This is a genomic window from Clostridium sp. 10cd*, assembly GCF_044336395.1.
GTDB classification, from domain to species: Bacteria; Bacillota_I; Bacilli_A; order Erysipelotrichales; family Erysipelotrichaceae; genus Clostridium_AQ; species Clostridium_AQ innocuum.
This window is the reverse complement of record NZ_CP172347.1, coordinates 871,385-886,099: the sequence shown is the minus strand read 5'-3', so window position 1 is coordinate 886,099 and position 14,715 is coordinate 871,385. Positions and strand designations below refer to the sequence as shown.

The following is a 14,715-nucleotide window of genomic DNA, read 5'->3' as shown; positions in this document are numbered from 1 at the left end:
CAATATTTATTATAAAAAGGCGTTTTGATTCGGTCAAATAAAGCAAGGCAGACAAAATAATCTAACTTGCTCTTCATCATATACTTACTTTTTAACCTGAATTTATTCTAAATCCATTTCTATTTGGCATGTTTTACATTCTCATAATAATTTAAATTTATTCTTGTCACCCTCATCATTTAAACAGGTATCCTCATTATCACCTTTGATTTGAACTATTATCGCAATAACCTCCGTTCTGCTATACTGCCAGTCAATACCTTCGCTATAGCATATAAAATTAGTTCAGCAGTTTTACGAACGGACTTACTTTAATAGACAACACATCTGACGACGATAGTCTTTTCTATTATGCTTCATGCATGATTTTCCTATACCATCTAATGCAAACAATAAAACAAAGAATATCGGAGATTGGCTGTGCGATTATAACACCTTTGATACCAAAAAAATAATTTCCAAGCATAATGATAGGAATGTAGAATAATCCTTGTCTAGCAACAGAAACAAATAGGGATGGCTTTACCAATCCGGATGATTGAAAGAATGTCGAGAATATGAAGATACCGCCTAATATTGGTGTAGAGATGGTTATAATCATGAGAAATAATTCTCCAGAATGTATTACCTCTTCATTATCTATAAACATCTGCATCAAGACTGCCTTCATGAGGATAAAGATTAATACAAAAAACATACCTAGACATAAAGATATTATATTGGCGGCTTTCATTGTTTCTTTAAGTTTATCTTTCTTTTTTGCTCCAACACAGTACCCTATCAAAGGCTGTATTCCCTGCCCAAGACCTACAGTTAGTTGAATTGGGAACAAATTAATTTTGCTGACTATTCCCATAGCTGCGACGGCAACATTTCCATACAGTACACAGTAGTTATTCAATATAATATTTGAGAAGCTTAACAGAATAGTAACTAAAGAACCAGGAATCCCAATCGATATAATTTCTTTTTGGAGTGACATAGCAAATGATACATCGTTAAAATGCAATGACAAATATACGTTTCTTTGAACATAATAGATATATAATAATGAAGTTACAACATTTGAAAAAACAGTTGCAATCGCTGCCCCCTTCACTCCCATATGAAAATATAATATAAAGATAGGATCTAAAGCAATATTTAATAAAGAGCCAATCACCAAACCATACATTGCTTTTTTTGTTTCACCAACCGAACGCAATGTAAACGCAAAAGCATTCGATATCATTATAGCAAGCGTCCCCAATATGATAATAAATAGATAATCATGTGAATAACTCCATGAATTAGTATCACAACCGATGATAGAAAGAATCGGATTTATGAATACTATGCCTAACACTGTGAAAACAAAGCCGCAGGCAAGTAAGATATAGAATGTATATGCAGAAGCTTTTTTCATTTCATGCTCATTTTTACTTCCCATCATTCTGGATATATAAGAAGCGCTCCCTATCCCAAACAAAGCACCTAGAGACATTAATACCAAAAACACTGGCATGGTTACAGAAATAGCTGCAACTTGATTAACGTCATTTACCTGTCCAATAAAATAGGTGTCTGCCATATTATACAAAATAGTACCCAGTTGCCCAATCATTGTTGGAAGTGCTAAAGCGAGAATTATTTTCCATACGGAATTTTCTTCCAATTTATCGATATTCATATACCTACTCTCCTCCTTTTATAATTTTGTAAAGGATTTTCGCCTTTATATGTTTACAGTCTATAGATATGATGCCATGTTCATATAAAATCATTTATGGTCACCGCCTATTTATCTTGTATAAAAAGATATGCTAAGCATATCTTTTTTGTTAAAGTGTATATGTTTCTATTGTATTACTAATAAAATTTGACTTTAGTTTCTCCTTGTATTTCAGAAATACATGTCCATCATACTGTTCATAAACATACTTAGATTCCCAAACTTCAACATTCACTATAACATCTTCATAATCTGCTGAAGTAAGGACATAAGTGTCTTTGCATCCAGCTACCTCTTTCATTTCCTCTGCGAATAATTGCGAATCTCTCATATACTCAGTTTTCTTTGACTGATTTACTTTATTTTTTACAAGAACAATGTACATGCACTCTCCCCCTCTAACTCTTTTCCATTGCTTTCAATTACTTTCTGGTACCAGTAGAAGCTGTCTTTTCGATACCGTTTCAATCCGTCTTCATAATCCACATAGATAAATCCATATCGTTTATCTCTATCCCCTGAAGCACTATAAAGATCTATACATCCCCAAGGCAAATAGCCCAGACACTCTACGTTATCTTTATCTACAGCATCTATAATTGCCTGAATATGCTGTTTTAGGTAAGCAATTCGATAATCATCATGCACTTTTTTATCTTTTGTCAGGTTATCATCTTTTACACCTAATCCATTTTCAACAATCATGAGCGGTAAGTTATAACGATCATAAAGATCATTCATTAAAATTCTCAGCCCCAGAGGATCAATTGTCCAGCCAAAGCTTGATTGCTTCAGCTTCGGATTCCTTAATGCCTGATACATCATTTGTAATGTTTCAGCATTTTCATTGATAGCATTACTTTCTTTTCCTACACAAACAGAATAGTAGTAACTAAATGAAATAAAATCGATTTTGGCTTTTTCATCTTTGAATAAAGCTTCTTCATGACGATATCCGTGCCAGCCATCTTTTTCAAATTGCTTTATGTTTTTTGAAGTATATTCACCTTTGCATAATAAATCTAAATAATCATAGGTCAACTCTTGATTATGTTGCTGGGCTAGAAATACATCTTCCGGATCACTGGTTAGGGGATATGCAAGTGAACTCGCTATCATACATCCTATTTTTGCATGAGGAAGTATTTCATGACAGCGCTTTACTGCATAAAAATGTGCAATATTCGTATTATGATAGATTGTATACGAAAACTCCTTATATCCCACTGTTTCCGGTGTCATCTTTTTCCCTATTCCAAATGTTGGCATTTTTAAAGTCATATTATTTTCATTTAAAGTCAGCCAATAGCTAACATAGCAGCCGAATTCCTGGAAACATGTATCCACATACTGTTTGAATGCGTGTACTGTTTCAATACCATACCATCCATTATAACGATCCACCAAGGATTGTGGCATATCCCAATGATACAATGTTACAACAGGCTCAATGCCAGACTTCTTTAACAATTTAAAAACTCTTTTATAAAAATCCACACCTTTTTGATTCAGACTGCCATCCCCATCCGGATATAATCTCGTCCATGCAATCGACATACGGAAAGCACGAAAGCCCATTTCTGCCAGTAGTTTAATATCCTCCTCATAATGGTGATAGAAATCTGATGTAATAGAATAATCTCTTACTTTATTTGCCCCCATCCATGCTTCGAATGATTGATCTACATTATGCTTCGAATTCTCTGTAATGACGTCATATATGGATTTTCCTTTGCCGTCCTCAAATGCACCTCCTTCAAATTGGAAGGAGGAAGTAGATCCTCCCCATAGAAATTCTTCGTTCATATAAGCCTCCTCTATAGTAACGTTATCATGGTTTCTCCACGTTTCACTTGATCTTTATCACATTCTAATACTTCTAAATATTCTTGTGAATTTGTAATGATAATAGGTGTCACAATATCGTACTCTAATTTTTTTATTTCCTCGATGTCAAATTCAAGAAGTTCATCTCCAATTTTTATTCTCTGATCAGGTTTTACGTAGGTTGTAAAATATTTGCCTTCTAACTGTACCGTATCGATTCCAACATGTATCATGATTTCTGCGCCATCATCGGATAACAAACCAATTGCATGCTTTGTAGGGAATATGGTTTTGACTATTCCCTTTACAGGAGAATATAAGATACCTTCCTCTGGAAGCATCGCGATTCCTTTTCCCATAACTTCACTTGCGAAAGTTGAGTCATCCACTTCTGTTAGTTTTACGATTGCTCCGTTACAGGGTGCTTTGATTTCTATTTTTTTATTATCTTCTTTAATCGCATTTTTTATTTCAGGTTCTATGGTTTCATCCTTCTTACTCAATACTTTTGTCAACACAAACGCACTTATAAAGCTAACCACAATAACGACACCGGCATAGACAACGCCCATAATTGATCCATCACCAATATTAGCAGGCAATCCTACCAAGCTAGCGGATGCAATAGCATAGTATTTCACACCTAATAAGCCAGCTAAGATCCCACCAATGCCACTCGCGACAATAGTGGCATAAAACGGTGTTTTTCTTGGTAAATTGATTCCATACATTGCTGGTTCTGAAATGCCAAGTAATGCAGATATGGTCGCAGCATTTGCTTCTGCTTTTACATCTTTATTCTTAGACTGCATACCTACTGCGAAAGCAGCACCTGCCATTGCGATATTTTCCGCCAGCATCGCTGGCACAATGAGCGCTTCAGAACCATTCATTGCCAATGTGGTTACGATAACAGGAAAAGCAAAGGAATGCGTACCGGTAGCAATCATGATTGGCGTTAACGCCGCAATAATACCAACAGCCAAAAATCCAAGATTATCTCCAAGATATTGAACAAATTCAGATAAATAATCAGCTAAATAAGCACCAGCAGGTCCAATAACAATAAGCATGATAGGAACCACAATCATAGTCGATAACATAGGAACACTAAAAGCACGGATGACCTGTGGACAGATTTTATTGAAGAATTTCTCTACGTAAGATAATAGCCACACACTAAGAATAATGGGCAGAATCGTACTTGAATATGTTACATTCTTAATTGCGATACCAAAGAAATTCAATTGTTCCAATCCCAGTGCTTCAAAATTATTCAATTGCGGATGTAATAATATTCCACCCAGCAACATGGATAAGAATGGATTCGCTCCTAATTTTTGTGAAGCGGTGTATGCGACATAAATGGGCAAGAAGTAGAAACCAGCTTCTTTTATTAGATTCCAAACATAATAAGTAGGACTGGTGTCTGGTAATATACCTATCAGATTCAAAACCGTAAGGACTGCACCAACCATACCTGCCGCCATTAGGATCGGGACGATTGGTGTAAATATTCCTGAGATTACTTCAAAGAATTTATCAACTATTTTTTTCTTTTCTTTTGAGTTATCATTTTCCTGCTTCGTAAAAGTGCCTAACTGATTCAGTTCATGAAATACATCAATAACATCCGGACCGATACAAACCTGATACTGTCCATTTTTAATAATTACATCAATTACACCTTTTAACTCTTTAATGGACTTCGTATCTGCTTTATCAATGTCTTTTAATGTAAATCGCAACCTTGTTGCACAATGCATTACAAATGTTATGTTGTCTTTTCCACCAACATACTGAAGAATTTTCTTTGCTAAATCTGCATAATCTTTTTTCATCTTTTTTTCCACCTTTCGTTTATTTAGATTTGAGAATGTAGTAAACGATGGCGGTCTTGCCTACTTAAAGTCACAATCCGATTGCCCTTTGTACGTTATCTTAAAATTTTATCCCTTCCTTCCCATATAAAAATGCTAGATGTTGTTTACAACTCTTTCTATATGCAGCACGAGATACATCTTTTCTTCATCGCTGATCTCTGCATCATATGTCTTCAAAAAATACTTTTCAATTTTTTCTACACATAAATACGATTGAAAATACTTTTTACAAATAATAGAAAATAATTCATCGCTTTGCTCTATCTTATTTAGAAGCTGTTTATGTTTGACTCTTTGTATAAAAAACTTCAAATGTGTGACAAACCTAAGATAGTTCATGGAGTCTTCATTAATCTGTATGTCAAAATGATACGATACAAGCTTACAGATTGCTTTCATGTCTTTCATTTCATTCTTAATTTCTTCCATACTGCAGGAAGATGAGGTATTCACGATATGCATTGCGATAAAGCCAGCTTCAGGTTGCATCAAATGACAGTTCAACCGATCATTAATCATCGTGATTGCTTCACTGCCTATCTGATATTCTACCGGATAATAATGTTCAATTACCCAAATCATTTTATTACGAATCTGCTGCCCCTCTTTTGAACGCTCTACAGCATAATGAATATGGTCTGTTAGTAATAAGTATAAACTTTCATCTAGTTTTTTCTCAAGTTTTTCCTCCGCCATCAAAATAATTTCTTCTGTTAGCTTGATATATTCCATAGGGATATCCGAGATAAGTTCATAGAATTTCGACTTGTTTTCAGATTTTTTTAAAGAAAATATTTTATCTACACTGCATAAAGGGATTTCATCATCAATTTTTCTCTTAAATGCAATACCAGATCCAAGCAGAATGACTTCATTTTCATTTTCGTCAAGTGAGACTACAGCATTATTATTTAATATTCTTTTTATTCTCATATCTATTCTCCTATCCTCCTTAAAAAAACAAGCAAAACCTAAAAGAAATCTCTTTTTCTTTTGGTCTTGCCTACTTAAAGTCACAATCCTTTGTCATATACATTGTATTCTATGTATTTTAAAATGTCAATATATTTTATTTATTAAATATACTTTTTTCAAACCATTTACTTATCTATTATGATATAATATAGATATCTATCTTATGGAGGTTCATATGAATAAAGATATACAAATACTTACATCTGAGCACAATGGTCTAATAGGGAACCTGATTCATGAATTAGATAAAAAAACACTTACTGTTTATAATACCGCATTGAAAGAATTTAACATAACGTTTCAACAGGCAATGATTATTTTATTCATATACGTGAGCAAAGAAGAAATATATCAAAAAGACATTGAGAAACAAATGGGATTGACAAATCCGTCTGTAACCGCTTTGATGCGGAACATGATAAGTAAAGATTTTGTGTATAGAATACAAAGTATAAAGGATGCGAGATATTTTCATTTGCATTTAACACCAAAAAGTCTTTCGATGGTTGATGAAATAGCCAGTAAGATTATAAAAACTAATAAGATTTTATTAGCTCCATTATCAAAGGAAGAGGTAGTCACTTTACAAAGGTTATTGTGTAAACTATTATAATGGCACTATTTCTTTTTAGTTTATCCTTGTTTTAGTGACCATGAGATTCGTATTCAGAAGAACGCTCATCTTTGAAACAAAAAGAGGCAGAAATTAGCAGGGAGTTATATAATTTTCAATCTCGATTTTCTATCCAAAATGACATAACACAAGATGAATTTCATACTTTTGAAAATAACAGCTAATATAAACCTAAATATAAATAAATATTTTATTTCATTTTCATGTTTAATACTGTCATTCTTGTATAACGCTGAGCAGTTATGCTTCCACTAAAAAACGACCTGAGCTATGCTTGCACTGATAACCCTTACTCTTTCCTGTGAATCATAAAGACCTATCAAGATTAAGTGGGTATATCCCAATATCATAAACATGCAATTTATATGGAATACCAACAAAAAAAGAGCTGTAGTACCTACTAGCCAGTTTTTCACGACTATTCTCTACAACTCCTTATTTCTATAAAATGTATACTGTTATATCACTTCTTGATTGCGTCAATCGGACGCTGGCGTGCAATTCTGGTAACCGGAAGGATGCAGGCAATAAAGGTTACAACCGCAACGATCACCAGCATCAGCAGCGGCTGACGCAGCGTGATGATGACCGGTGAAATCAGAACACCGATTTCATCCTTGGCAAAATTATTGGTTATCAGCGTTACCAGCTGCAAGCCTATCATGGTAATTACATAGGAGATTGCCGCCAGCATGACGCCCTCCCAGATAAAGATTTTCAAAACATCTGTGCTTCTTGCGCCGATGGCACGCAGAATACCGATATCCTTTTTACGATAGGAAATCGACACAATGATAAAATTCATCATCAGCACTGCCGCAAAGATGAACAGTGCGATGCTTGCATAGAAGAATACCTTGGTAGCGAAGCTCGCAAAATCCTTGATGCTTTTAACATCCTGTGTAGCTACCGTGTTGGCATACAGATTGTTGTTGATCTCATATTTTTCAAGAAACGGCTTCAATGTGGTATCATCAAAGCTGCTCAGCAGCTCACTGACATACAGCGTATCCGGAATGTAAGGGGCGATCAGTTCCTTATTGACAATGTTATCATTGATCTGATAAACATCCTCCATACTGAAAGTTCCCTCCGGCATCAATATACCGGCAATCCGCACCTGCTGCTTCAAAAGCTCACCGCTGTTTCCAAAGCCCTCATCCACATGCAGCTCCACATTTCTTCCAATCAGCCGCTTTGCATGATCCTGCAAAGTCTTGCGAATCTCTTCTGTGGATTTCTTTACCATGGCATCACTATAGAAGCTCTCTGATTTTCCCAGAATAAACATCAGCATATCCGGTGAAAGCAGGATTTCATCTTTTTTTACGCTCTTTGTGGAAACCATTCCTGTTCCATCATAATAGGAAACCGCCTGCGCAGGATAGGCCAGTGAGGACATGCCCTTATCCTCATCATTGACCCGCAGAAATAGATTATGCCTGCTGCTGTCCAGAACGGTTCCCTTCTGCTGCTTCACTGTATTTACAAAGCCCTCTTTCACATACAGCTTATTACTGCTTATATTTGCTATATTTCGGAATTCACGAACGAGCTTGTAGGTTTCACTGTCGATATTATTTGCACTGACCTTCTTCAGGGATTCATATTTGCTGGTATCCTTACTTACAATCCCGCTGATGCGCATCCATGTATCACCGATTGGCAGCTTTACGTTTTGCAAGATATCATCATATGATTTCGGAAATTGCAGCTTTCCTTTTTCATCTGCGATTCCCTGTGTAAGGATGATATCCGCCAGATAGGAGGAAATCGCCATTTCCTTGTAATCCTTTGGAAACCTTCCCTTGATATCCTTGAAGCCCAGAACATCAAAGCTGCTCATTTCTGTCAGCTTATACTGTTCGACAGCAGCGGAATATGCTGTACTGTCCAGCTCCTCAATTCCCAAATCGCCCAGACGCAGCGGCATCGTATCCCAGGAATAGACCTTTGCGAACTTCTGCTGCGGATTCTCCTTTAAAACAGTTTTTATATCTGCATCCTTTATCTGCGTATCCATTCCGGTATAAATAACGTTTCCCTGATCATCGATATACTGATAACGAACACCCGCATACTGCTCCTGTAATTCCTCAGCCGCCTTATACTGCGCATTGACAGAGCTGAAGTTTCCAACGGCATCCGAAAGAGCCAGCAGCAGCAGGGCAAAGCTGGTCAACAGAATGGTGAATACCATTCGGATCTTCTTATGCCCCAGACAGGAAAAGCCAAGACGGAAGCTATCCTTAAACGGCAGATGGGAATGAATTGCTTCAAACACCTCGGCGTGTTCTTCAACATCAGGCGCGCTATCAGCTTCCACAACACCATCCTTAAATTCAATGATTCGATCCGCATAGGCTTGTGCAGATTCCCGGTCATGACTGACAACGATCACCAGCTTTTCTCTGCTCAATTCCTTCAGAGTATCGAAAATCTCTTTCCCTGTCGCAGAATCCAAAGCCCCGGTCGGCTCATCCGCCATCAAAATTTCCGGTTCCTTAATCAAGGCACGGGCAATCGCAACACGCTGCTTCTGTCCGCCTGATAATTCATTCGGATATCTTGCCGCATAGCCGCTCAGCCCCAGTCGCTTCAGCATTTCTTCGATGTCCGCATGGGATGCTTCCTTCTGCTGCAGCTGCAGCGCCATGGCGATGTTCTTCTCAATGGTATACTCCTCCATCAGATTAAATTCCTGAAAGATAAACCCCACATACGTATTGCGGTAGGAATCATAGTCCGATTGCTTGAAATCCGCAGAGCTTTTCCCATTGATGATGATTTCCCCTGCATCCGCCTGATCCAGTCCTCCGATGATATTTAGCAGGGTGGATTTCCCTGACCCTGATTTTCCTAAAACAAACACCATCCCGCGCTGTGGAAAGCGCAGATTGATATCCTTTAGAGCCTCGGTTTTCACTCCCTTTGCTGTTTTATACGTTTTTGCTATATGTTTCAGCTCCAGCATTGTATTCTCCTCCCTGTACATGTCACAAACTGTACTACTGTATCTATTACACTAATACACTATATGAAACAGCGGGATTTGTCAATGTATTCCTAGAAATGTGACCATTTTGTAAGGTTCAGGATAGCAACGCATACAGTATGGTGTATGTATTCTGATTTAAACAGAAAAGACGTAGAACATTGCTTATCTATCGTGTTACCCTCTACGATGTCATCTTTTCATAGAATGAAAATAAAAAAGGATTTATCAGTCAGCAGCTATGAAACGCTTTCATCCTGCTTTTGATAAATCCTATTGCTGTTATAGATGCTGTGCAGCTCTGTAAACCAGACCTGATGAACGCTGATGCGTGCTTGCCCTGATGATATCACTTATGAAATTCAGACATGCTTTGATCAAATTGATTCGCATCCTTTTTCCGATACAGCCTTCGCGATACGATAAACCCCTTGTGACTTTTGAACTGCTTGTTTAAAAAATCATAATAAGCTCCCGGAGATATAATACCGCTGAGGTCAAACAAATTCAAGCCGATAGAGCTCAGCAGGTTTCCAAGAAAAAAAACACAGTTGCTCGATACCACAAAAAAGGTTTTCAGCTTTCCTTCTCGTATCTTATAAAATCTGGCTTCCGGTGATGTACGGGTAACACGGCTCAGATAGTCATCACAAGCCCCCTTGCAGGGAAGTCCCTTTTGCTTTAGCTGCTCGTCACACTCAAAATCACAAAAGGTTTCAAATACCTCCAGAATGCGGTCATTCAGCCTTTTTTTCTGTTCCTCATTCAGGGATACACCAAAACCGATCAGTGTCTTATTCTCATTCTCCAGACAGTTACGAATATAGGTATCCTTTGGTGCGATAATGACGACACCATCCCCCAGTGTACCGAATAAATGCCGGTTATGCGGATCATAACAGCCATAGGATATGACCAATCCACGATATACGACATCCGCATGTCCAAACATAGCGGGTCCACTTGGCGCTAAATGTATCAGTACCTCCATATCAACGGGAATATCCTCTTTTATGGCATCAAAGCGTTCCTTGATTTCATCCTCTTTATCCTTGTTCAAAAGGGTACTCATCAGATGTGGAGGAATAACGGCAGACAATACCGGAGGTACCGAGAGCTGAATTTTCTGATCCAGCTTATCCCCGCTACCGCTCGGAAGAATTTCCCGTATCAGATCAAGCAGGGTGTTTCCTCCGTAAATAAGGAAATAGGCACCCAGAAAAAAGCTGATTACATCCTCATGTGCGCCCGGATTTACAATCAGAAAAAAGGCTATGATCAAATCGCCGCATAGAAAAATCACCTTCATAAACGGAATCGGCAGCCGATCCTTGATTTTGATATAAAAGACGATGATTTTGATAATGGCATGCAGCAGAATCCAGCAGCCGATCAAACGCGGAAAGATGGCGAAAAAGGTTTCCGGGATCGCCAGTGATATGATAATCGCAATCAGCCACACGATGATATCCAGAAACTGTCCGCCCTTGTGCTTCAGCTTGCGGTAATTCAGAATCATATTGAAAATACGAATAACACCGGCGACGGATATACCGATAACAAGCGTTGTATACAGCCAGTTCCAGACAGCAAGAGAATCGAAGATAAAGGAAAAACCGAGCACACAGAAAAACAGCCCGGTCGCAAACATAGTAAAATAATTAAAATTTTTCTTCAGCATGCCCTCATCTCCCTACTTCCTATAATTATAGCGAAAAGAAAAAATTCCGCAATCTATTTTTCTGGATAATACAAAGAAAGAACCATAGCGGACATGTGTTGGATACATATTCATGCAGCATAAAAAAATATACATACGTTATATGCCTGGTCTGTGCTTCAATGCATATTCCCTGTTCTCCTGAAATTGGTACCGCCTGTCCACGTTAGACCGTTTCCAAGCTTACGTAATACTCAAATGCTTCCCCTTTCAGAAATACAGACAGTATGATCAACAGGCTGCTTTTGCACGCATTGTCGAAATGGATATGAATTTCTGTTTCCCCAAGTATGAAATCAGAATCAGGTATGCCTTTGATATGTGAGCCTTTTTCACCACAAGATCCATCAGCCAGTTTAGAGAAAAACGTAGTTATGTTATCCTGCAACGTCTAGCCACAGCCTTGTAATGGATAACGCAGACTGCTGCAGGAGTCAGATAGAAATTATTTTTGTCTGGATCCAAAGTCATTGGAATGGATACCGTGGCTCCTATTGGAACCAGGGAGTGCCAATAGCCTTAACCATCATTTCAAATGGAAGGTTTTCGGCGCTAGACGATATACTAGGAGAAGCGCAATCGGGATATATAGAAGTGTAGCAGCCAAAACACCGCTGACAAACAACAGACTTCCCTCCAGCTGCATGCAGAAATAGCAAAAAAGATACACAAGACCGTTGAGGATGGACATAAACGGGTTTTTCATATCAAACTGCTCATTATACGGCTGAAAGATATAGTAGACAAACAGATAATGAACACTGAAAAACACAGCCAGACAAAGCAAAGCAAAATCAAACAGAAGAAGCGTGGAGAGAGTATAGGGCAATCCAACAAGCACAACGGTGCTATTCATATACAGGCAAAGCACCATGATCAGCAGGAGATTATAGTAGCAAAGCTTTTTTAAGCGAAGTCGGAAATTTACCAGCACCGCCTCCCTGCTACGATAATAGCTGTAATGCAGCAGCGATACATCACAGTTCATAAACATCGCCTTACAGACACGCTGTGAGATGCTGAGGATATAGGAAAGGAATACAAATGGCGGAAGCAGCTCCAGAATATCCTTCGTGAGTTTCATATCATCCTTCAGCACGATCAGCAAACATGTCCCTGCAAGCCAGAGTGCTGTCATGACAGCCAGACGAAACCTTACCGGCTTATAAATCAGATGCTTATGACGGCGGAAGAATAGTTCATTTAAAAGGGCATAGCCCGTATTCTTTGTTCGATATTGCAGCTCCTCACTCGTATAGCTCTTTTCATCCACCGCTACCTCCATCTGCTTCATCTGGCTGCTGTCCAGCTTCAGTATTTCATAATTCTCCACAAGCAGACATGTCAGCAGCTCACTGTAAGCATGATAGCTGCTTTCAAAACGCAAATAGGGAATGATGGCTGCTGCACACACAAGTGCAAAGATGCAGAACAGCCATGGAGTAAAGCTGAAATCCACATTCAGCCAGTATAATGCATACAGCAAGATCAAGGAGCCAAGTGGAATGAGGAGCTTCCATGTATTCGCTTGCAAATAAAAGCTGTTTTTCCTTTGAAAGCGCCGCATCTGCAGCATGTCCATACACTGATGGGAGCCCAGATAGCCGAATCCGGCCATAAATGCATACCAGAAGGGAAACGAAAACATAAAGGACAGAAGCAGGCACGCCAGGAAGAGTCCGATCGCATTCATGCTATAGCTGTACCAGCTGCGGGAGCACAGACAGCGTCTGGCTGCCATATGCATCTGGCGGCTGAGAATAAAGGTTTCATCGTCCGCTGTGAGAAGCTTGCTGTTGCTTATGCTTCCTGCCACAAGACTTAACAGTACAAAGCCAAACAGAAATCCATTTCTAATCTGCACATCATTCGCACCCTTTTGCAGATTGATCAGCGGCACAGCAATCACCACAAACAGATACAGCAGATTCTTCAATAGGTTCATCAGGACATCCACCAAGAAGGAGAAGACACTCAGCACTCCCTTTAGATTTACAGCCGCATAACAGGATTCCTTCAAAAGCCTGCCAATCAGAGGGAGTTTTTTAAAGTAATAGAAAAATCCGTTCACCTTTCTGGTCATCCGAATCCGAAACAGCAGCAGAATATCACTCAGCATGCTTTACTTCCTCCTGCAGCAGTGAAACGATGCGATCCTCAAAATCATTTTGTTGCAGCAGATCATGACCGAGCTGTTCCAGTACCCCGTTATGCAATAGCACGATCTCATCACAGAGATCTCTTGCCAGCTGCAGAATATGGGTGGAGAATATGAGAATGTGTTCCTCCTTCATTTCCAGCAGCAAATGCTTCATTTCATTTGCCACAACAACATCAAAGGATGTCAGCGGTTCATCCAGTAAAATGATCTTCGGCCGTGAGATCAGAAATCCCAGCATCTGCAGCTTGTTCTTCATACCGTGACTGTACCCCTTAATCAGACGATGCCGGTCCTCCGCTACGATGCGCATCAGATCAAAATAGGAATCTATGGTCTTGGCAGAATCAATTTCCTTTGCATGAATATCCATATAAAAGCGGATATATTCAAAACCAGTCATAAATTCAGGCAGAATCGGGCTGGAATATGCATAGCCGATATCTCTGTCCTCTACCTTACGCAATTCTCCGTGCTCCTCAATCAGAACATCACCCTCACAGGGTATCTCGTGAGAAATGCAGTTAAACAGCGTCGTTTTACCACTTCCGTTCCTCCCCAGCAGGCCATAAATCTTCCCCTGTTCAAAAACAGCGCTGCCCCCTTTCAGCACTACTTTATCGTCATAGGTCTTCTTTACATTTTGTATATGCAGCTTCATAGGTATCCTCCCGGTTGTCCTTCTCTAATGCAGACACTGTATCCGTGTTTGACCGCTTATTTTACCGGCTATTTGATGGTCATGCGACAGCCTACGGCATCTGTAAGTTCAGGATACTCGTACGAAAATCATTTGTCAATTAAAATCAAGG

10 protein-coding genes are annotated in these 14,715 nt (G+C 38.8%); 1 reads left to right on the top strand and 9 read right to left on the bottom strand.

Annotated elements, in window-relative coordinates; genetic code table 11:
* Window positions 1-349: 349 nt before the first annotated feature.
* The 5 genes from ACG3M1_RS04485 to licT form a co-directional block, all read right to left on the bottom strand.
* Complete coding sequence (locus ACG3M1_RS04485; RefSeq protein WP_008817031.1) at window positions 350-1,669, bottom strand: MATE family efflux transporter; 1,320 nt, start codon at window positions 1,667-1,669, stop codon at window positions 350-352.
* 151 nt (window positions 1,670-1,820) lie between these two features.
* Window positions 1,821-2,096 (bottom strand): antibiotic biosynthesis monooxygenase, encoded by a 276-nt coding sequence (locus ACG3M1_RS04480; RefSeq protein WP_008818613.1) that lies wholly within the window; start codon window positions 2,094-2,096, stop codon window positions 1,821-1,823.
* Window positions 2,078-3,517: a glycoside hydrolase family 1 protein gene (locus tag ACG3M1_RS04475; RefSeq protein WP_009269755.1), complete on the bottom strand. Its 1,440-nt coding sequence runs from the start codon at window positions 3,515-3,517 to the stop codon at window positions 2,078-2,080. The genes ACG3M1_RS04480 and ACG3M1_RS04475 overlap by 19 nt, the downstream gene beginning before the upstream one ends.
* 11 nt (window positions 3,518-3,528) lie before the next feature.
* On the bottom strand, window positions 3,529-5,379 hold the full coding sequence (locus ACG3M1_RS04470) for a beta-glucoside-specific PTS transporter subunit IIABC (protein WP_395814969.1): 1,851 nt from the start codon (window positions 5,377-5,379) through the stop codon (window positions 3,529-3,531).
* A 135-nt stretch (window positions 5,380-5,514) separates the two neighbouring features.
* Window positions 5,515-6,354 (bottom strand): BglG family transcription antiterminator LicT, encoded by an 840-nt coding sequence (gene licT / locus ACG3M1_RS04465; protein WP_008818610.1) that lies wholly within the window; start codon window positions 6,352-6,354, stop codon window positions 5,515-5,517.
* Between the two features lie 217 nt (window positions 6,355-6,571).
* Between licT and ACG3M1_RS04460 the strand changes: the two genes are divergently transcribed.
* Complete coding sequence (locus ACG3M1_RS04460; RefSeq protein WP_008818609.1) at window positions 6,572-7,009, top strand: MarR family winged helix-turn-helix transcriptional regulator; 438 nt, start codon at window positions 6,572-6,574, stop codon at window positions 7,007-7,009.
* A gap of 484 nt (window positions 7,010-7,493) precedes the next feature.
* Here the strand turns inward: ACG3M1_RS04460 and ACG3M1_RS04455 are convergent, their stop codons facing one another.
* The 4 genes from ACG3M1_RS04455 to ACG3M1_RS04440 form a co-directional block, all read right to left on the bottom strand.
* Window positions 7,494-10,004 (bottom strand): ABC transporter ATP-binding protein/permease, encoded by a 2,511-nt coding sequence (locus ACG3M1_RS04455; protein ID WP_008818608.1) that lies wholly within the window; start codon window positions 10,002-10,004, stop codon window positions 7,494-7,496.
* A gap of 370 nt (window positions 10,005-10,374) precedes the next feature.
* Window positions 10,375-11,706: a hypothetical protein gene (locus tag ACG3M1_RS04450; RefSeq protein WP_009269756.1), complete on the bottom strand. Its 1,332-nt coding sequence runs from the start codon at window positions 11,704-11,706 to the stop codon at window positions 10,375-10,377.
* Window positions 11,707-12,271: 565 nt separating this feature from the next.
* Window positions 12,272-13,864 (bottom strand): hypothetical protein, encoded by a 1,593-nt coding sequence (locus ACG3M1_RS04445; protein WP_022300297.1) that lies wholly within the window; start codon window positions 13,862-13,864, stop codon window positions 12,272-12,274.
* Window positions 13,854-14,564 carry an ABC transporter ATP-binding protein gene (locus ACG3M1_RS04440; RefSeq protein WP_022300296.1) on the bottom strand — a complete coding sequence of 237 codons (711 nt, stop codon included), beginning with the start codon at window positions 14,562-14,564 and terminating at the stop codon, window positions 13,854-13,856. Before ACG3M1_RS04440 ends, ACG3M1_RS04445 begins: the two co-directional genes overlap by 11 nt.
* Window positions 14,565-14,715 lie beyond the last annotated feature (151 nt).

Coding starts and splice junctions, on each gene's coding strand:
- ACG3M1_RS04480 (WP_008818613.1), bottom strand. CDS start 2,096: ATGTACATTGTTCTTGTAAAAAATAAAGTAAATCAGTCAAAGAAAACT.
- ACG3M1_RS04470 (WP_395814969.1), bottom strand. CDS start 5,379: ATGAAAAAAGATTATGCAGATTTAGCAAAGAAAATTCTTCAGTATGTT.
- ACG3M1_RS04460 (WP_008818609.1), top strand. CDS start 6,572: ATGAATAAAGATATACAAATACTTACATCTGAGCACAATGGTCTAATA.
- licT (WP_008818610.1), bottom strand. CDS start 6,354: ATGAGAATAAAAAGAATATTAAATAATAATGCTGTAGTCTCACTTGAC.
- ACG3M1_RS04485 (WP_008817031.1), bottom strand. CDS start 1,669: ATGAATATCGATAAATTGGAAGAAAATTCCGTATGGAAAATAATTCTC.
- ACG3M1_RS04445 (WP_022300297.1), bottom strand. CDS start 13,864: ATGCTGAGTGATATTCTGCTGCTGTTTCGGATTCGGATGACCAGAAAG.
- ACG3M1_RS04440 (WP_022300296.1), bottom strand. CDS start 14,564: ATGAAGCTGCATATACAAAATGTAAAGAAGACCTATGACGATAAAGTA.
- ACG3M1_RS04455 (WP_008818608.1), bottom strand. CDS start 10,004: ATGCTGGAGCTGAAACATATAGCAAAAACGTATAAAACAGCAAAGGGA.
- ACG3M1_RS04475 (WP_009269755.1), bottom strand. CDS start 3,517: ATGAACGAAGAATTTCTATGGGGAGGATCTACTTCCTCCTTCCAATTT.
- ACG3M1_RS04450 (WP_009269756.1), bottom strand. CDS start 11,706: ATGCTGAAGAAAAATTTTAATTATTTTACTATGTTTGCGACCGGGCTG.